This window comes from Paenibacillus sepulcri (genome assembly GCF_042647105.1).
Taxonomy (GTDB): Bacteria; Bacillota; Bacilli; order Paenibacillales; family Paenibacillaceae; genus Paenibacillus_Z; species Paenibacillus_Z sepulcri.
This window is the reverse complement of record NZ_JBHRUP010000001.1, coordinates 2556611-2575138: the sequence shown is the minus strand read 5'-3', so window position 1 is coordinate 2575138 and position 18528 is coordinate 2556611. Positions and strand designations below refer to the sequence as shown.

The 18528-nt window shown below is 53.7% G+C and carries 13 protein-coding genes; 10 read left to right on the top strand and 3 right to left on the bottom strand.

The features are described from left to right. The first annotated feature begins 54 nt into the window (after nucleotides 1-54). Nucleotides 55-1440 carry a molybdopterin molybdotransferase MoeA gene (locus ACFOLF_RS11415; protein WP_210038120.1) on the top strand — a complete coding sequence of 462 codons (1386 nt, stop codon included), beginning with the start codon at nucleotides 55-57 and terminating at the stop codon, nucleotides 1438-1440. 147 nt (nucleotides 1441-1587) lie between these two features. Here the strand turns inward: ACFOLF_RS11415 and ACFOLF_RS11410 are convergent, their stop codons facing one another. Beyond that, nucleotides 1588-2865, bottom strand: a complete 1278-nt coding sequence (locus tag ACFOLF_RS11410; RefSeq protein ID WP_210038121.1) for a hypothetical protein — start codon at nucleotides 2863-2865, stop codon at nucleotides 1588-1590. Nucleotides 2866-3486: 621 nt separating this feature from the next. Between ACFOLF_RS11410 and ACFOLF_RS11405 the strand changes: the two genes are divergently transcribed. From ACFOLF_RS11405 to ACFOLF_RS11390, 4 genes are all read left to right on the top strand, one after another. Then, on the top strand, nucleotides 3487-4317 hold the full coding sequence (locus tag ACFOLF_RS11405) for a YwmB family TATA-box binding protein (RefSeq protein WP_210038122.1): 831 nt from the start codon (nucleotides 3487-3489) through the stop codon (nucleotides 4315-4317). Nucleotides 4318-4453: 136 nt separating this feature from the next. Next, a complete protein-coding gene (gene zwf, locus ACFOLF_RS11400) occupies nucleotides 4454-6010 on the top strand; it encodes a glucose-6-phosphate dehydrogenase (RefSeq protein ID WP_210038123.1) in 1557 nt (518 codons plus the stop codon). Between the two features lie 126 nt (nucleotides 6011-6136). Continuing rightward, the gene (locus tag ACFOLF_RS11395; RefSeq protein WP_210038124.1) at nucleotides 6137-7726 is read left to right on the top strand and encodes a peptide chain release factor 3; all 1590 of its coding nucleotides are present in this window, start codon (nucleotides 6137-6139) and stop codon (nucleotides 7724-7726) included. Nucleotides 7727-7745: 19 nt separating this feature from the next. After that, nucleotides 7746-8060, top strand: coding sequence for a hypothetical protein (locus ACFOLF_RS11390; protein ID WP_210038125.1), 315 nt, complete (start codon nucleotides 7746-7748; stop codon nucleotides 8058-8060). Nucleotides 8061-8319: 259 nt separating this feature from the next. Here ACFOLF_RS11390 and ACFOLF_RS11385 read toward each other — a convergent pair. Then, a protein-coding gene (locus ACFOLF_RS11385) for an IS1182 family transposase (protein WP_210038126.1) occupies nucleotides 8320-9680 on the bottom strand; the annotation gives its coding sequence in 2 pieces (ribosomal slippage) (nucleotides 8320-9110 and nucleotides 9110-9680; 1362 coding nt in all). Between the two features lie 202 nt (nucleotides 9681-9882). Continuing rightward, nucleotides 9883-11046, bottom strand: a complete 1164-nt coding sequence (locus ACFOLF_RS11380) for an iron-containing alcohol dehydrogenase (protein ID WP_210038127.1) — start codon at nucleotides 11044-11046, stop codon at nucleotides 9883-9885. Nucleotides 11047-11459: 413 nt separating this feature from the next. Between ACFOLF_RS11380 and ACFOLF_RS11375 the strand changes: the two genes are divergently transcribed. The 5 genes from ACFOLF_RS11375 to ACFOLF_RS11355 all read left to right on the top strand — a co-directional run bounded on the left by ACFOLF_RS11375 (nucleotide 11460) and on the right by ACFOLF_RS11355 (nucleotide 18338). Beyond that, nucleotides 11460-12209 (top strand): IclR family transcriptional regulator, encoded by a 750-nt coding sequence (locus ACFOLF_RS11375; protein ID WP_210038128.1) that lies wholly within the window; start codon nucleotides 11460-11462, stop codon nucleotides 12207-12209. A gap of 181 nt (nucleotides 12210-12390) precedes the next feature. Then, nucleotides 12391-13836: an NAD-dependent malic enzyme gene (locus tag ACFOLF_RS11370; protein ID WP_210038129.1), complete on the top strand. Its 1446-nt coding sequence runs from the start codon at nucleotides 12391-12393 to the stop codon at nucleotides 13834-13836. Nucleotides 13837-13870: 34 nt separating this feature from the next. Then, on the top strand, nucleotides 13871-15475 hold the full coding sequence (gene aceB, locus ACFOLF_RS11365; RefSeq protein WP_210038130.1) for a malate synthase A: 1605 nt from the start codon (nucleotides 13871-13873) through the stop codon (nucleotides 15473-15475). 472 nt (nucleotides 15476-15947) lie between these two features. Beyond that, nucleotides 15948-16961 (top strand): HoxN/HupN/NixA family nickel/cobalt transporter, encoded by a 1014-nt coding sequence (locus ACFOLF_RS11360; RefSeq protein ID WP_210038131.1) that lies wholly within the window; start codon nucleotides 15948-15950, stop codon nucleotides 16959-16961. Nucleotides 16962-17081: 120 nt separating this feature from the next. Then, complete coding sequence (locus tag ACFOLF_RS11355) at nucleotides 17082-18338, top strand: lactate racemase domain-containing protein (RefSeq protein WP_210038132.1); 1257 nt, start codon at nucleotides 17082-17084, stop codon at nucleotides 18336-18338. Nucleotides 18339-18528: the final 190 nt, after the last annotated feature.

The window sequence follows — 18528 nt, the reverse complement described above, 5'->3', positions numbered from 1 at the left end:
AGCTATGGAGCGGTTCTGCCGGTAATGATACAATTGAAGGGTTAGCACGCATGCATGGCAAAATCAATTGGTAGCGTCATCATTATACAGCCTAGCCTGGATGACAGCAGCAGGAGGAGGACGATTGTGCAGGACCTGCAGGGATCGTCGCGATTTGACAGGCGCGCGGTGAAGGTGGATGAAGCGGCGCGTCTTGTACTTGAGGCAGTCCGGACTGGCGGGCACGAAATCGTGCCGCTTAAACGGGCTGCCGGCCGGCGGCTGTCGGAGCAGATGCGCGCAAGCTGCGACTGGCCGCCCTTTGCGCGGTCGGGACTGGACGGTTACGCCGTTCGCAGCGCCGATACGGCGCAAGCCTCGCCGCAGGCTCCGGCGGCGCTGCGCGTGGTTTACGCCGTGGCCGCAGGGGAGCTTGCCCCAGTGGCCGTTGAGCAGGGAACCGCCGTGCGCATCATGACCGGCGGGGCAGTTCCCGAAGGGGCGGACGCCGTCGTCATGCTGGAGCAGACGGAGGACGCCTGGGAGGGCGGGCAGCCGGTGGTGCGGGTGAAACGCGCCGCCGCGCCCGGTCAGAACATTGCGCCGCCCGGCGAGGAATTCCGACGGGGAAGCCTGCTTGCTGAGGCCGGCGCGCTGCTGCGGCCGGGCCATCTGGCTCTGCTCGGCACATTCGGCTACGCCAATGTGCCGGTGTTTGCGCGCCCGCGCGTCGCGGTGCTCGCAACCGGCGCGGAGCTGCTGCCGGTTGCAGCTCCGCTTGCGCCGGGCAGCATCCGCGACAGCAACAGCGCCATGGTCGCGGCAATGGCGGAGCAGAGCGGCGCGGTTGCGCTGCCGCTCGGAAGGCTTGCGGACGACCGGACTACGGTCGTCCAAGCGCTTGCTTCGGCGCTTGCCCAAGCCGATATCGTGGTAACCACCGGAGGCGTCTCGGTGGGTGACTACGATATCATGGCCGCCGTTATGCACGGCCTTCGCTCCGGTGAGCCTGACAAAGACCCTTCCAATGAAGGGTCCGGACAGGCAGGTGACAGGCTGTTGTTCAATAAAGTGGCGATGCGCCCGGGAAGCCCGACTTCCGCAGCCATCGTGCAAGGCAAGCTGCTGCTTGCCTTGTCAGGCAATCCCGGAGCCTGCTTCGTAGGCTTCGAATTATTTGTCCGGCCGGCGATTCTGCATATGCAGGGCGCCTCCAGGGAAGCAGCGCTGCCTAAGGTCATGACGGCCAGGCTTGCTGCCTCCTATGAGAAAGGCTCTCCGCATGAGCGGTTTGTGCGGACCCGCTTGTATGTGGATCAGGGAATGCTGCATGCCGATCCGCTTGCCTTCGGAAAGTCGAGCATGATGGCTTCCATCCCGGACGCGGAAGGACTGATCCGGATTCCGGCCGGACCGTCAGGACCGCGTGCAGGCACGCTTGTTGATGTGCTGCTTCTGTAGCTGGCGCTTGAGGGCAGCATGTGGCCGACCGCCGTCATGCAGCGCCGCACCGCGCGCCGAGAGCTGCGCACGGTGAAAATTCATTAATGTACTTATCTCTAATATAATCTGCTTGGGGGCGGACCACCTGCATGTTCTTTTCACTCTTCAAATGGTGGAATTGACGAGCACTCCATTCATTTGCAGCTGCAGGTAGGACTGCATGGAGGCCTGATAGGCCATAAAGGATTGGAATTCCGGGGAGGAAGGGCTTAATAAGGCATCGGCGGGCAGCTGCTCGAAGCGGGCCAGAGACTTGGCCAGCCGCGGTGCTATCCCGTCCAGCCCGGTGACGATCCGCCGAACCTCTTCCGGCTGCCCGGCAATAACCGCACTGAGTTTTTTTTCATTCAATTTCCATTCACCGGTGGCAGATTGCCAGATTCCGATGCGGGCCGACGCAGCTTCTTTTAATGGCTGATCCACGCTTTGCTTGAGCGATTTATTCAAATAATCGGAGGCGTCGTCATAGGCCGAATTAAGCTTGTTGGCTTGATTTAACAAAGCTGTCAGCTGCTCAGATATGGCTTTCTCATTGTAGCCGATACTGATCTTCACAGGAGACTTGGTTGTATCTCTGAGCTGAATGGAGGCCTTGCCGTCCTGAAGCAGAATTTCGTTGCTATGGGAATTCCGGGGTTGGTCGCCATTCAGACGGTACTCCGCGTTTGTTCCGGGGACCGCAACAGTGCCGATGCCGGTTGCCGCAATCGCGCTGCCGCCAAGATCAGTCAATGAAAAAGAATATTCCGCACCTGTCTTATCTGCTTCCGCCTCGAGTCTGACGGTGCCTTCGGCTGTATCTTCCCTAACCAGCACGGTAATCCCGAACTTAGCGCTGTTGAGTGCATCCCGTATCTTGCCAAGCGAAGCGGCGTTGCTGCTGGAAGTGCCGACCGATACGGCAATAACACGCTGACGGCCATCAACAGCTATAACAAAGGTATGGGTTCCGGCGCTGACAATAGATGGCGCTGATCGGGTCAGATCGTAACCGGTATTACGCTGCGGTTTGGCGATGGCAAGTGCCTGAACCTCGAAGGAGGCCCGACTTGCTTCGAATGAGGCTTGTCCCGTTACGGCATCAGGATCGGTAGAAATAACCGAACGCTGCTCAAAAGCAGAGGTGCTCTTGTTAGCCAGCGTATTGGCGGCAGCCCTCAGCTCGAAGCTCTGTCTCAGCCACGATGAGGCAAAATCAGCCGCATGCTTCATTGTTTTCCCTGCATGAGGCGGAATCTGGAAGGATCTGCTATTATGGAAAGAGCCGCCCCTGTTATAAGTAGAAGTCTCTCCATCATATGTAAATGGATATTGATCAGCCTCAATAGCTGGCTGCACGGCATAAAGCTGATTACGCGAAATGGATGACACAGGATCGATCATGAACCATCACCTCCGGGAATATTTGAATATTTTAAGCGCCTGCGAGAGAAGACAGCCCTCGCGGCTTTTGTGCAAGATGGCGCGCGGGCTGTCTGTTTCTGGCCATTCATCTGCTGCTTGACATTCTTATATAAGAAGAAACAAGAACGCAATCAATGATAAATCAATAAATGATTCAACAAATGGATTGTAGCCATATCCGTAACCGTACGGGCCGAAAGCTTTGACTTGCGCCTTGGCTGTCTGCGGGATTGCGGCCTTTGTTTTCAATTTTGTGGATTTGCCTTTTTTCTTGGATATATGGGGTACGTTCAGGAGTCCGCTCTGTAACTCTGCTGAAGTGCTCAGCACTTGGTCGGGTCTTTCGTTTAAATATACCCTGCCGCCTTCGCATCTGCTCAAAATGCCGACATGCCGACTGCCATCGTGGGTTATAATGCATACGGGCATTCCGCAAAATCGGTTGACATGCTCCTCATGAAGCGGGAAACTGAATCCCATCCTTAGATTGATACCTCCCTGATTGCTTTTCAACAGTGTATTCAACCAGGTACGGATGTGTATGGTTACTTACCCACTCCAGACGCGTTTTGAAGCTGATGCTTAAGGAGGAATTTGTTCATGGGAGTCAAGACGCATACGAAGAAGGACCAAGGACCCGGATTGAAAAACCGGACAGGCATTTTTGCCGCTCTGATTGTCGTTACATTGGCGGCAGCGGCAGGATTATGGCAGGCCAGCCAGAATCAGCCTGATGGTTCTGAGAGCAGCCATCTGCTCGCGGATTTCACTGCCTTCTGGGGATGGGGTGACCGCGAATTCGCAGAGGGGGCGCAGCAGGCGGGCTGGACATTTCGCTGGGATGGAGAAGCTGCTGCAGACACTGCCAATCGTTTGGCGGAAAGGCTTCATATAGTAATGTCCCCCATTAGCTCCCCGCTTGGCGAAGCATATCAAGGATCAATTGGCGGCGGGACGGACAACCCGGCCGTTACGATTTGGTATCAGGAACAGGCGGATCGTCAGAAGAATCCGTCCGAGGGAGCGTCTATCCAAGAGGACGGGAATGCACCCGTGCAATTAATTATTTTGCTGCAGCCGGATAAAGGCAGCAAATTGGATATCATAAAAGCATCGGCCGCCGAAATCGAGGAGATGGCAGTGGAAGAGGAAGTTCCGCTAAAGGGGAGCTTTACCGTCCGCGCCATGCCTGCCGCGGGCGCTTCGGCGAAAGCATTCGCCAGGCTTGCTGCTGCCAAGCAAATCGAATCCTATGATGACGGAAATACGCGGAGCGTCACCTACTTGAGCCCGAAGCTGCGCTCGGAAATCATGAGCGGCACTCAAAGTGTGAATATGCAGATTGCCCAGGTCCACTCTATGTCCGGGGACGAAGGAGAGCTGGTAATCGGAGTGCCGCTCATAACGGGTGATTATTCCGCAGGGAATTAGGATTTATTGAGGCTAGGATCAGATTTTTTTATGGGCTGATGAATAGCATCTCTCGTTCTGATATGCTAAACTACATAACATGATCGATGTAGGAATTCGGCTTTGCTGCTTAAAAATACATAAGAGAGAATGAGGAATGACCGACGTGAGCAACCATGAATCAATTGCCGCAGCGGGCGCGGTTTATTATTTGTTTGGCGCTACAGGTGATTTAGCGCGGCGGAAGCTTTTTCCTGCGCTCTTCAGCTTATATAAAGAAGGCAAGTTGGCCGAGGATTTTGCCGTAGTGGGGCTGGCCCGCAGACCACGTACGAATGAAGAATTTCGTACTGACGTTTATGATTCCATCGGCGAATTTTGTCGGTACAAGCAGGGCGACGATGAGACTTGGCAGAAATTTGCGCAGCATTTTGTCTATATGTCGCTCGACATCAATAATCTGGACGGCTTCCGGGCGCTGAACAACCTGACGGAAGAGCTTGACGCCAGATTCGACATTCCCGGCAACCGCCTGTTCTATCTGGCCTTGTCTCCTGAGCTGTTTGGACCGGTATCGCTCAATCTGCGTGATGGCGGCCTGCTGGAATCCAAGGGATGGAACCGTCTTGTTATCGAGAAGCCGTTCGGTTATGATTTGCAATCTGCCCGCGAGCTGAACGAGCAGCTCAGTCATGTGTTCAAGGAAGAGGAAATTTTCCGGATTGACCACTACCTGGGCAAGGAAATGGTTCAGAATATCGAGGTTATCCGCTTTGCCAACGCGTTCTTCGAGCCGCTCTGGAATAACAAGCACATCGCCAATGTGCAGATTACATTGTCCGAAACCGTCGGCGTTGAAGAACGGGGAGGCTATTATGATAAATCCGGCGCCCTGCGCGACATGGTGCAGAATCATTTGCTGCAAATGCTGGCGATGATTGCCATGGAGCCGCCGAGCAGGCTTCATCCCGAGGATATCCGCGACGAGAAGGTTAAAGTATTCCGCTCGCTCCGCCGCTTCGCTAGCGGCGAGGAAGTGAAGCAGAATGTTATACGGGGCCAATATTCAGAGGGCTCAGCCAAGGAGAAGTCATTGAGCGGGTACCGGCAGGAAGACTCCGTGAATCCGGAATCCAAAACCGAGACCTACTTTGCAGCCAGGGTGTTTGCGGATAATTTCCGCTGGGCTGGCGTGCCCTTCTACATCCGCACCGGCAAACGGCTTCCGGTCAAGACAACAGAAATCGTCATCGAATTCAAAAACGTGCCTGACAATATTCTGTTCGCGCGGCGCCATGATCTTTCACCAAACCTGCTCGTCATCCGCGTTAATCCGATGGAAGGCATCTACATCAAAATCAATGCCAAAAAACCGGGCGTCGACAATGTTGTACAGCCGGTTGCAATGGAGTTCTGCCAAAGCTGCCAGGTCGGCTTGAATACGCCGGAGGCTTATGAACGTCTCATCTATGATGCTGCGCGCGGCGAGTCGACTTACTTCACCCGTTGGGATGAAGTGGCCCAGGCCTGGTCGTTCGTTGACCGGATCGCCGAGGCATGGAGAGAAGATGACGACAGTCTGCAGTTTTACCCGGCCGGTTCATGGGGACCCGAGCAAACGGACAAGCTCCTTGCCGAGGACGGTTATCATTGGTGGCCGGTAAACGGCCAGGATGAGGATAACGTCATCTGGATATCGGGAAGCTCCAAATAGTAGTTTCACCATAAAAGTCCACTCGCATCGGTCCCAATATCCTTATGTGATATTACGGATCGATGCTTTGCTGCATATGTTAGTTGAAGGCAAGCAGCGTTACGTAAAAACGAAGGGAACAGGGTAATGAGTAAAAGTTTAAAGGACGAAATCAAGCAAGAAGTGGATAAGCGGCGGACCTTCGCCATTATCTCCCACCCGGATGCGGGGAAAACTACCTTGACGGAGAAGCTGCTGCTGTTCGGTGGTGCAATACGTCTTGCCGGAACGGTTAAAGCGCGTAAAGCAAGCCGTCATGCAACAAGCGACTGGATGGAAATCGAGAAGCAGCGTGGTATTTCCGTCACCTCTTCCGTCATGCAATTTGACTACAATGGGCACCGGGTCAATATTCTGGATACCCCGGGCCATCAGGATTTCAGTGAGGACACCTACCGGACCTTGACTGCCGCGGACAGCGCAGTAATGCTTATCGACGTGGCCAAAGGCGTCGAGGCGCAGACGATCAAGCTGTTTCAGGTCTGCCGCAAGCGGGGAATTCCGATCTTTACGTTCATCAACAAGCTGGACCGCGAAGGCCAAAGCCCCTTTGACTTGATGGAGGAACTGGAACGCGTTCTCGGTATCCGGGCGGTCCCGATGAACTGGCCGATCGGTATGGGGCGTGAGCTCTGCGGCGTCTATGACCGGATGAAGAACCAGGTTGAGCTGTTCAAGGGCAATGATGATCATTCCAGCATCTCTGTGCGCAAAGTGGATGATTACAATGATTCGATCATTCGTGAGATGGCCGGCGATTATTTGCATAACCAGCTCGTTCAGGATCTCGAATTGCTGGATGTTGCAGGCGACCAGTTCGACTTTGAGAAAGTGCGCGCCGGCGAACTGACGCCGCTGTTTTTCGGCAGTGCAGTTAACAATTTCGGTGTGCAGACATTTCTGGAGAACTTCCTGCAGCTTGCGCCGTCCCCGACGCCTCGCAATACGACAGACGGGCCGCTTGACCCGACGAATGAGAAGTTTTCCGGATATGTGTTCAAAATCCAGGCCAACATGAACCCGGCTCACCGTGACCGGATCGCCTTCCTGCGCATCTGCTCCGGCCGCTTCGAGCGCGGAATGAGCGTTCGACACACGCGCGTGGGTAAAGAAATCAAGCTCGCGCAGCCGCAGCAGTTTCTGGCTCAGGATCGGGATATTGTCGAATCGGCATATCCGGGCGATATTATTGGACTATTCGATCCCGGTATTTTCCGGATTGGAGATTCGCTTTCCCAAGGAAGCGAGATTATCTTCGATGAGCTTCCAACCTTCTCGCCGGAGCTTTTCGCCAAGGTGACCGTCAAGAACGCATTGAAGCACAAGCAGTACCAGAAAGGAATCGATCAGTTGACCGAAGAGGGGACCATTCAGGTCTTTCATTCCACAAGCGGTTTTGACGAAACGATTCTGGGTGTGGTCGGCCAGCTGCAGTTTGAGGTTTTTGAATACCGGATGAGAGCGGAGTACGGTGTGGAGATTCAGCTTCACCGGATGCAGTTCCAATTTGCCCGCTGGATCGTGGATGACAAGATTGACCCTTCCAAATTCCGGATCAACTCTTCGCTGGTTAAGGATAAGAAGGATAATTACGTCGCTTTATTCGAGAATGAGTATGCCATGCGTACCGCGATAGATAAGAATCCGACATCCAAGTTTCTGGAGATGGCGCCATAGATTGGAGGTGAAGCTGCCAATGAAAATTTCACGGGTCTTGCGATTTATTTCCGCCATTTTGGAAGCGTGTCTGGGAATTCCGATTATCGGGGGTATATTCGTTATCTCAATGTCCTATTCCCCGTTGATCTTTATGTTTGTGCTGCATCTAGTTACCTTGTTCTTCTGTTTCAGAGAACGTTCAGGGAAGATCGGAAGCATAGTGGGAATTGTTACTTCCTTGATTGCATGGATACCTATTGTCGGGATGATTATGCATATCATTAGCGCCATCATTCTCTTGATCAGTGCGGTCGGTGACCGGTCATCGAATAATGCGGGGAACCGTATTTAAGAATAGCTTCAGCTTCGTCAAATGATAATAGTCGTCTCATCCCCTCTGGATTCCGATTCCAGGGGGGATTTTTTTAGAAGTCAGATCTTGTCGCAGGACGATCGGAGTTTAATGGGGGCGTCCGCTTCATGGGCTGTTAATAAAAAAAGAAAACTTGCACACCCGGTGTGCAAGTCAGAGTGTCGAGAAACCCATCATTTTTAACGCTGGGTTTCTTTTTTTTGAATATATTCTGTTTCCTAGGGCTTCGAAGGGGGCATTATCCCTTCGAAGCCCTCCTTTCTAGCTGGAGAGCAATCTTCTTCATGTTCTGGACCGTTGCGGTCATGAGTGCTTGTTCGGTCGCATTCTGCAGCCCCCGCAAACGGCAATAGCGAAACCCATGGAGCTCTTTAGCATCCGCGAAGCTTCGCTCGATCGTCTCTTTTCGTTTGCGGTACAACTGTTTACCGGATTTGCTGAGCCGGTTCATCCGCACCTGTTCCTTACTTGCTTCCCAAACGTGGCGCGTCACCACTTTTCGCTTGTTGCGGGAGTGGGTGCATTTCTCCACCATCGGGCAGGTTGCGCATTGCTTTGGATCGGAAGCATAGTGTTGGTAGCCTTTACGGTCTGTCGTTTTGTAGGGTAGTTCTTGCTTTTGCGGACACAGGTAGACATTGCGCTCCGCGTCGTAGGTAAATTCCCATTTATGAAACAAGCCCTGTTTGGAATGGAAACGACGATGGGCAATCACGCCGAATATCTTTCTGGTTTCAAGTCCTTTGCAAATCGGAGCCGTCAAATAGCCGGAATCGAGTGCCACAGCTTCTACGGCAAAACCAAATCGTTCACGTTGACGGTCCAAACGGGAGAGGTACGGGACGGAATCATGCACGTTGCCAGCGGTAACAAAGACATCGGTTATCAGGTTGTATTTCACATCGACGGTACGATGGTCCAAATAAAAGAATCCCTCCGGCTTCCCGTCACGGATCATATAACCACTGTCCGGATCCGTCGTACTGACCTTCACTTCCTTGTCCTCGTTCACCTCCTCCCGTGGTTTTAAGGCTTTTTTTCGTGTGCCTTCCGGTCTGCTTCAATGGCCGCATTGAGTTCCTCCACGTAATCGCGCGTGTTTTGCTGTACATGCTCTTTTGTGTACTTGTGCTTGTTGGCGTTTGCCTTTACATGCGTCGAATCGGAAATGAGTACACGGCCACCAACCATGCGATGGGAGACGGCCTGAAGTACAATCTCATCGAAGATATCTTGAAAGATCGACGTATCTTTAAATCGTGTCCGGCGGTTCCAACTAATCGTTGTATGGTCAGGAACGCGTTCCATTAAGCCAAGCCCCAGAAACCAGCGATAGGCCAGGTTCGTCTGAATTTCACGCTCCAACTGGCGTTCAGAACGAATGCCATAGAAATAGCCGAGAAAAATCATCTTGAATAAAACAAGCGGATCAATGGCAGGTCGTCCATTATCCTGGGAGTAAAGATGACGAACCTTCTCATCAATGAAGGAGAAGTCGATGTACGTCTCGATCTTCCGCAGCAGATGGTCGGCTGGGACTAAATCTTCAATGGAAACCAACTCATAATGCTGTTGTTTATCACGGTTAGAACGTAACATAGGAGGCACCATCCGTTCGGTATAAGTTACCTATATTATATCATATTAACGCGGTGTCGTGTTAAATTAAATGGGGATAGAAAAGGCTGTCGAGACTTTCTCGACAGCCTGACTTGCACACCCGGTGTGCAAGTTTTCTTTTTCCAAAAATTATATTTAAAACTATTGCCTCCAAATACTGCCGAATCCTATGAAAGAACTTTTACAAGGAGCTCACGTAAATAGCCCGGACATCCTCGCGGTCCAGCTTCATGAAGTTGCCGAAAGGACCGTTAATCATCGCTTTGTCGACCATGATGTCAAGCTTGTCGTCGCCGATTCCGTAATCAGCCAGCCGACTTGGGGCGCCGATCGAGTTCCAGAAGGCGCGGAGCGCCTGTATGCCTTCAAGCGCGGTTTCACGGTCGGATTTGCCAGCAGGATCGACTCCGAACACATTTACGGCAAATTGCTTGAAGCGGGGAACGCCGGCATCCAGGACATGCCCCATCCAGTTCGGGAACAAGATGGCAAGTCCTCCGCCATGCGGGATATCATAGACCGCGCTGACCGCATGCTCGATATTATGGCTTGCCCAGTCGCCTACTGTACCCATGGAGAGCATGCCATTCAAAGCCATTGTGCCGCTGTACAAAATCGTTTCGCGCTGCTGGTAGCTGTGCAGGTCGGCGATCAGTTTGGGAGCCGCATCAATTACGATGCGCAGCAGGGACTCAACAAACGCCGACTGGATCGGTGCGTTGGCGGTATGGTTGAAATAGTGCTCGAACAGATGGGACATGATGTCCGCGATGCCGTAGATCGTATGGTCCTTGGGTACGGAGCTGGTGGATTCGGGATCAAGGATAGAAAATTGCGGATATGTCAAATTGCTGCCCCATCCGTATTTCTCCTGTGTGTCCCAATTGGTAATGACGGAGCCGCTATTCATTTCGGAGCCGGTTGCGGCGAGCGTCAACACGGTTCCGAAAGGAACCGCGGCCTTCGGCTCAGCTTTGCGCGTGACGATATCCCAGGCATCGCCGTCATATTTGGCTCCGACCGAAATGGCTTTTACGCAATCGATGACGCTTCCTCCGCCGACGGCAAGGATGAACTCAATGCCTTCCTTCTTGCACAAATCCGCACCTTTGTTCACCGTGGTATGTCGCGGGTTTGGCTCCACGCCGCCGAGCTCGTGAATTTCGGCACCGATGCTGCGGAGCTGCTGCATGACGTTATCGTAGATGCCATTGCGTTTGATGCTGCCTCCTCCGTAAACGACAAGTATCTTGCTTCCGTATGGCTTGACCAGATCAGAAAGTCTCTCAAGCGTCCCCTTGCCGAAAACCAGCCGGGTTGGATTATGGTAAACGAATGTGTTCATAATTCGATCTCCTCCTGAATGATTTTGGAATTTTATATGTAGCATTCCCCAGCATTTATTATTATACCTGAGCGTTCATCCAGATTACATCTTAAGAAGTTGTGAATGTCTTAAAATATATGAACGTATAAAATTTCATGATGCGCTGCTTATATTTCTGAGGGGAGAAACCAGGCTGCACCGCCGAAGGTCGAAGACTGTCTATTTCTTGGAAAAATCACGATTCAAGTTCAAGAAGGTGAATTGACTGAACTGGGCCGGCATGATACGATGGCTTTGTTCGAAATACGGAACAAGGGTTTATAATTTATTCGCCTATTTAATCTGCATAATCAGCGAATGCCCATCATGCAAGGATAGCATACAGAGTGTACAGCGTTAGAGATGAGACGGAAGAAAGAGGGAACGAGATTATGAATCAAAAATATGCTGTGCCGGCTCTTGACCGAGCACATGCCGTTATGGCGCTGCTCGCGGAGGAGCCGTATGTATGGAAGCTGTCGGATCTCTCCAGAAGGCTTGAAATCAGCAAAAGCACGCTGTTTTCGCTGCTCAGCACGCTGGAGCGGCTGCGGTGGATTGACCGCGACCGGAACGAAACCTACGCGCTAGGGAGCGTCATGGGCGATTTCGGAGGCGCTTACTTCCGCCAATATGATCTGATCGACCAATTCAAGCGCAATGCGGAGCCGGTTGTCCGCCGGCTGCAGGAGTCCATCCAGCTGGCGAGGCTGGACGGCGGGGATGTGCAGTATCTGGCGAAGGTCGAAGCGCCATCCCCGGTGCAGATGGTATCGGGCGCCGGCATTCGCTTCCCCGCCCATGCGACCGGGCTTGGCAAGTCGCTGCTGGCCTTCAGGAGCGAGGAGGAGGTGCGGGCAATCCTGCCGCAGGAGACGCTCAGCAAGATCACGGTGCATACAATCGGCTCGCGCGAAGCGCTGCTCAAAGAGCTGGAGGAGGTGCGCGCAAGCGGCTGCTCCATGGATATTCAGGAAGGGGTTATGGGCTTCTGCTGCGTAGCCGCGCCCATATTCGACCGCAGCCGGCAGGCTGCCGCAGCGATCAGCTGCTCCATGCCCATTCACCATTGGGAAGGCAAGAAGATGGAAGCCATACGCGAGGTTAAGGCCCTCGCCCAGCTGCTGTCCATTGCCGTCTGAGGCGCTCGCGAGGCAGGCGCATGGTGGTTGCAGGCGAGCCCGCGGATCCCATTTTCGGAAGCGCCCCGGAAAAGGGATCTTTTTTTATATTGACAGAGAGTAGGATGTATGAAAGAATAATCTCAATCATAATAATAAACGTTGTTCATAATAATGAACAACAGGAGGTGTACAGCAGTCGATGGCGATCAGCACAACGATTATTTTTCGTATTGAGATGGATTTGTCGCTCATCAAGTTCAGTGATATCGCTGCAGTTGTACATCAAGGAGGCGGCGATATTGTCGCAGTCGATGTGATCCGCGCTTCCAGGGATGTAACGGTCCGCGACATTACCGTGCAGTTGAATGTAGACGTACACGAACAGCTCGCCGGGGCGCTCCGGGCTCTTCCCGGCCTTCGGATCGTGAATGAGTCGGACAGCACCTTTCTGGCTCATCTGGGCGGCAAAATTCAAGTCACTCCCAAGATCCCTATCAAGAACAGGGAGGATCTCTCCCGCGTTTACACACCTGGGGTGGCCAGGGTATGCATGGCGATACGCGACGATCCGTCCAAGGTGTTTACTCTCACCGCGAAACGCAATTTGGTAGCGGTTGTCACGGATGGCACCGCAGTGCTGGGCCTTGGGGATATTGGGCCGGAAGCGGCTATCCCGGTCATGGAAGGTAAAGCGGTGCTGTTTAAACAATTTGCCGATGTGGATGCGTTCCCGATTTGCCTGGCGACAAAGGATACAGAGGAAATAATTTCGATTGTCAAAGCGATGTCGCCGATGTTCGGGGGCATTAATCTGGAGGATATCAGCTCTCCCCGCTGCTTCGAGATTGAGCGGCGCCTGCAGGAGGAGCTCGATATTCCGGTCTTCCATGATGACCAGCACGGTACGGCTGTCGTGCTGCTGGCGGGTCTGTTGAATGCGCTTCGCCTCACCGGCAAACGTATCGAGGAGGTATCGGTGGTCGTCTGCGGCGTCGGTGCCGCCGGTGCGGCTTGCATCGATATGCTGCTGGCGGCGGGAGTGACCGAGCTTGTGGCGGTGGATCAAGCGGGCGCTCTGATCGCCGGCGAGCATGATGACCATCCGGCGCATAAGCGGATTGCCGCCAAGACAAATCCGAAAAGCAAGCGCGGCTCGCTGTCCGATGTGATTGATGGAGCTGACGTCTTCATCGGCGTGTCCCGCGCCAATCTGCTTAAGCCGGACGATGTCAGGCGCATGGCCCCTGAACCGATCGTCTTTGCGATGGCTAATCCGGAGCCGGAGATCGATCCGGAGGTTGCGGAGCCGCTGGTTGCGGTACTGGCAACGGGTCGAAGCGATTATCCGAATCAGATTAATAATGTATTGTGCTTCCCCGGCATTTTCCGCGGGGCGCTGGACTGCCGGGCCAAGGTAATCAATGAGGAAATGAAGCTGGCAGCCGCCTATGCCATTGCCGCCATCGTAAGCGATGACGAACTGGGCAAACAGTATATCATCCCAAGCATTTTCAATGACAAGGTGGTTCCGCGTGTGCGGGATGCCGTGATCGAGGCGGCTATCCGGACCGGCGCTGCGAATCGGATACCGCGTGAGCTGCAGCAGTCGGCCCGCCAGCCGGTCGCGGCCGATGAGGTTTTCTAAAATGATTTCAAATCAGAGAGGAACGTGAGAACACATGAATGCTAACAACCAGGCTTTGCAAAATGCAGGGATTCAACTGACCGCCGACCTGACCCGGGAACAGCTTGAAATCCTGACCCCTGAGGCGCTGGGCTTCGTCGCCGAACTGCACCGGTCGTTCAACGGTACGCGCGAAGAACTGTTGAAGGTCCGCATTGAGCGGCAGAAACGGATTGATGCGGGCGAGCTGCCTGATTTTCTTCCCGAGACGCTTGCCATCCGGCAGGGAGATTGGAAAATCACCTCCGTGCCTGCTGATCTTCAGGATCGCCGTGTGGAAATAACCGGGCCTTCCGGCGACCGGAAAATGGTTATCAACGCGCTTAACTCGGGCGCCAAGGCCTTCATGACCGATTTCGAGGATGCGAATTCCCCCACCTGGGATAATTCAATCGGCGGACAAATCAACCTTCGAGACGCGATCCGCAAAAGCATCGACTTCGTGAGTCCGGAGGGAAAAGCTTACAAGCTGAACGAGCAGGCTGCTGTACTGATTGCCCGCCCGAGAGGCTGGCATATGACGGAGAAGCATATGCTGGTGGATGGCCAGGAGGTATCGGCAAGCCTGTTCGACTTCGGTCTTTATTTCTATCATAATGCCAGAGAGCTGCTGGCCCGCGGCAGCGGTCCTTATTTCTACCTTCCGAAGCTGGAAAGCCATCAGGAGGCCCGTTTGTGGAATGACGTATTCGTTCAGGCGCAGCGGACGCTGGGTATTCCGCAAGGAACCGTCAAGGTAACGGTTCTGATCGAGACGATCATGGCGGCTTTTGAGATGGATGAGATCCTGTATGAGTTGAAAGATCATATCGCGGCGCTCAACTGCGGCCGTTGGGATTATATTTTCAGCTACATCAAAAAACTGCGCAAGCAGCCGCACATCATCCTGCCTGACCGCAGCGTTGTCACAATGACGGTTCCTTTCATGCGCTCCTACTCGCTGCTGGCGATCCAAACCTGCCACAAACGCGGCGCTCACTGCATGGGCGGGATGGCGGCGCAAATTCCCATCAAGAATAACCCTGAAGCCAATGAAGAAGCGCTTGGCAAGGTCAGAGCGGACAAATGGCGGGAAGCCTCGGATGGCCATGACGGCACATGGGTGGCGCATCCCGGCCTCGTGCCGATAGCGCTCGCGGTATTCGACGAGCTGATGCCGGAAGCCAATCAGGTGTCCAAGCAGCTGGATGTCACCATTACGGCAAGCGATCTGCTCACTCCCGCTGCCGGCGATATTACCGAGACCGGGCTGCGTACCAATATCAGCGTCGGCATCCAGTATATCGAGGCATGGCTCAGGGGAATCGGAGCCGTACCGATCAATAACCTGATGGAGGATGCGGCGACGGCTGAGATTTCGCGGGCGCAGGTATGGCAGTGGATCAAGCATCCCCAAGGCGTTCTCAGCGACGGACGCCGCATAACGGTTGAACTGACCCGTACCTTGATTGACGAGGAGCTGCAGGCAATCCGTACGAAAATCGGGGAAAGCGCTTATGAGAGCGGAAAATTCGACGTGGCCAGCCGCTTGTTCGCCGAGATGAGCGAAGCGGAGGATTTCGAGGAGTTTCTGACACTGCCCGGTTATCGTTATTTGTAGGATAGCAGACAGAGGAATCGGCAAGAAGGATATTTTTAGAGGCATGAACTTGCAGACCTGGAACAGATATTCCTTCATCTGATTCTCTGGTGCAGCGTCTTGGCGGCCGATGACAGCAAGCGGCGCTGGAACATGTTTATCAGGCGGAGCGCGAAAATGCGCTCCGCCTGTAAATGTTAAGCGGCGCAGGCAGCGGGCGCGGGGAGCGGCAGGGATCGCTTTTCGCACCTTGGGCAGCTCGCCGCGCGTGGTGTTTCGCTGCATGACGGCGGTCGTTTGACCACATGCAGCCCTTGCAGCACGGAGAAATTTCCGGGAGACAGGTTACTTTATAGCGATCAATTCGTTACAATGGATGTGGGATGCTTGTCGCAGCTGCAGCTTGAATTGTCTTCTACATAAGTCCGCAGATTTTAATTTGCCCAAGGGAGGCAGGCCCGCATTTCGAAGAGGAAAAGAGGAAAGACCGACCATGTCTGAAAAGGTAAAAAAAGGCTCATGGATCCACTACGCCATTATTATCGCGGTCCTTCATATTGCCGGTCTTGCAGGGCTGCTCACGGTTGTGCATGATCTTCCCGCTTTCTGGAGCATGGGCTTGTTGGCGTATACGCTTGGTCTCCGCCATGCTTTTGATGCTGATCATATTGCGGCTATCGACAATTCGGTACGGAAGCTGGTGCAGGAGAAGCGGAATGCGCTGGGGACAGGATTTTATTTTTCCCTTGGCCATTCTTCGGTTGTTTTTCTGATGGTTGTCGCTTTATGCATATCGCTCCAGTGGGCGCAGGGCTTCATGCCGGATATGCAGCGGGTCGGCGGTGTGATCGGAATGAGCGTATCGGGGATCTTTTTGCTGATCGTGGGGCTTATCAATCTGGTGGTTCTGGTGAAGCTGGTTGCCATCATTCGCAAAGGCCGCCATGTCAGGACGGATCCGGCGAAGCTTGAGCAGCTGCTTGAATCGCGGGGACTGATCGCCCGGCTGGCCAAGCCTGCATTAAAGCTGGTAAGCCGCAGCTGGCATTTGTACCCGCTCGGGTTCCTGTTCGGTCTGGGCTTCGATACCGCTACGGAGATCGGACTGCTTGCGCTGTCTGCTTCAGCCGTGCAGAACGCCGCATCTGTATGGGGCTTGCTTTCGCTGCCCCTGCTGTTCGCTGCAGGCATGAGCCTGCTGGATACGGCAGACGGCGTATTTATGACGAGAGCCTACAACTGGGCGCTCATCACGCCGATGCGAAAGCTGTATTATAATACGACGATCACCGCAGTCTCGGTAGCTGCTGCTCTTATCATCGGAGCTGTAGAATTGCTGCAGACGTTTTCCGGAGAGATGGCGCAAGGAAATCCACTCTTCAGTTGGGTGAACCGCCTGAATTTCGATTACATGGGTTACGGCCTGGCGGCCCTCCTGTTTGGAGCGTGGCTGGTGTCGGTGCTTCGCCGGAGATCGAATCCAATCATTAAAAATGTTGAAAGCTGATATTGAGCTTCTGGACTACCTGCAAAGCATTGGGCGGATTTTGTGATAAATCCGTCCTTTATTATGATGATTGGGATGAGGGGCTGAATTATACTTATTTCATGAGGAGGCGTTGAGCATATGGCCTTGCCGAAAATGATAAAAATCCGTCAGCATTTTCATGCACCAGCAGTCGAAAATATAGAGGCGACAGTTGCCGCTGAGATCAGGAAACCGGAGATTGCCTGGCGAATTCAGCCAGGTCAGCGGATTGCGATTACGGCTGGCAGCAGAGGAATTGCGAATATATCCCGGATTATTGCAGCAGTCGCAGCTGAAATCAAGTCATACGGGGCTCATCCTTTTATTGTGCCGGCTATGGGCAGCCATGGAGGAGCGACCGCGGAAGGACAGATTGAGGTGCTGGAAAGTCTCGGCGTTACCGAGGAGAAATGCGGGGCGCCTGTGATCAGCTCCATGGACGTGGTAGAAATCGGGCAGACGCAAAGCGGAACCGCCGTCTACATGGACCGCCATGCGTCTGAGGCGGATGGCGTCGTATTGGTCGCACGCATCAAGCTGCATACCGATTTCAAGTCGCCTGTCGGAATTGAAAGCGGCCTGACGAAAATGGCGGCGATCGGGTTGGGCAAGCATAAGCAGGCGCTGCTGCTTCACTCCTACGGAGTGCCCGGCATCCGGGATATTATGCCCGAAGTTGGCAAGGTTGTGATTGAATCGGGCCGGATTGTGTTCGGTCTCGGGATTGTGGAAAATGCCGTCGAGCAGACCTCCATACTGGAAGCCATAGAACCGGATAGGATCAATGAACGCGAGCAAGCGCTTCTGCTTGCTTCTGCAGCCATGTATCCGAAGCTTCCGACGGATGAGCTGGATATTCTCATTGTCGATGAAATCGGCAAAAACCACAGCGGCACCGGGATGGATACGAACATCATCGGCCGAATGCGGATTCAGGGAGAAGCGGAGCCGGTGTCGCCCCGGATCAAATACGTCATCGCAGGCGATCTGAGCGAGGAATCCCACGGCAATGCGCTTGGTATCGGACTTGCAGATCTGACCACGACCCGACTGGTTGATAAAATCGACCGGAAGATAATGAATGAGAATGTTATTACCAGCACGTTTCTCTCCCGGGCATCGGTACCGATCACCCTGGACAATGACCGGGCGGCGCTGACGGCGGCGCTGCGGGCGAATTGGAACGTACCGGAGGAGCGGGCGAGAATTGCCCGTATCGTAAGCACGCTTCACGTCGAGCATGTCTATGTATCGGAGTCCGTTTATGAGGAAATTCAAGCTTCGCCGAACATCGAGACCGAAGGCGGGTGGGAGGAATTCCGGTTCGACGAGGACGGGAATTTACCGTCATTCTAACAGGCCGGTGATAATCCGGTGAAGCAGGCGGAAACAGAATGGTAAAGCTGCAAGCTGCCTGTGGAAAGCTGCCTTGTAAGCTTCTGGTTGCGAGCAATGTGCCTCGAATTAGCAGCATGCGCTTGCGAGCAAAGTGCCTCGAATTAGCAGCATTGCGCTTGCGAGCAAAGTGTCTCGAATTAGCAGCATT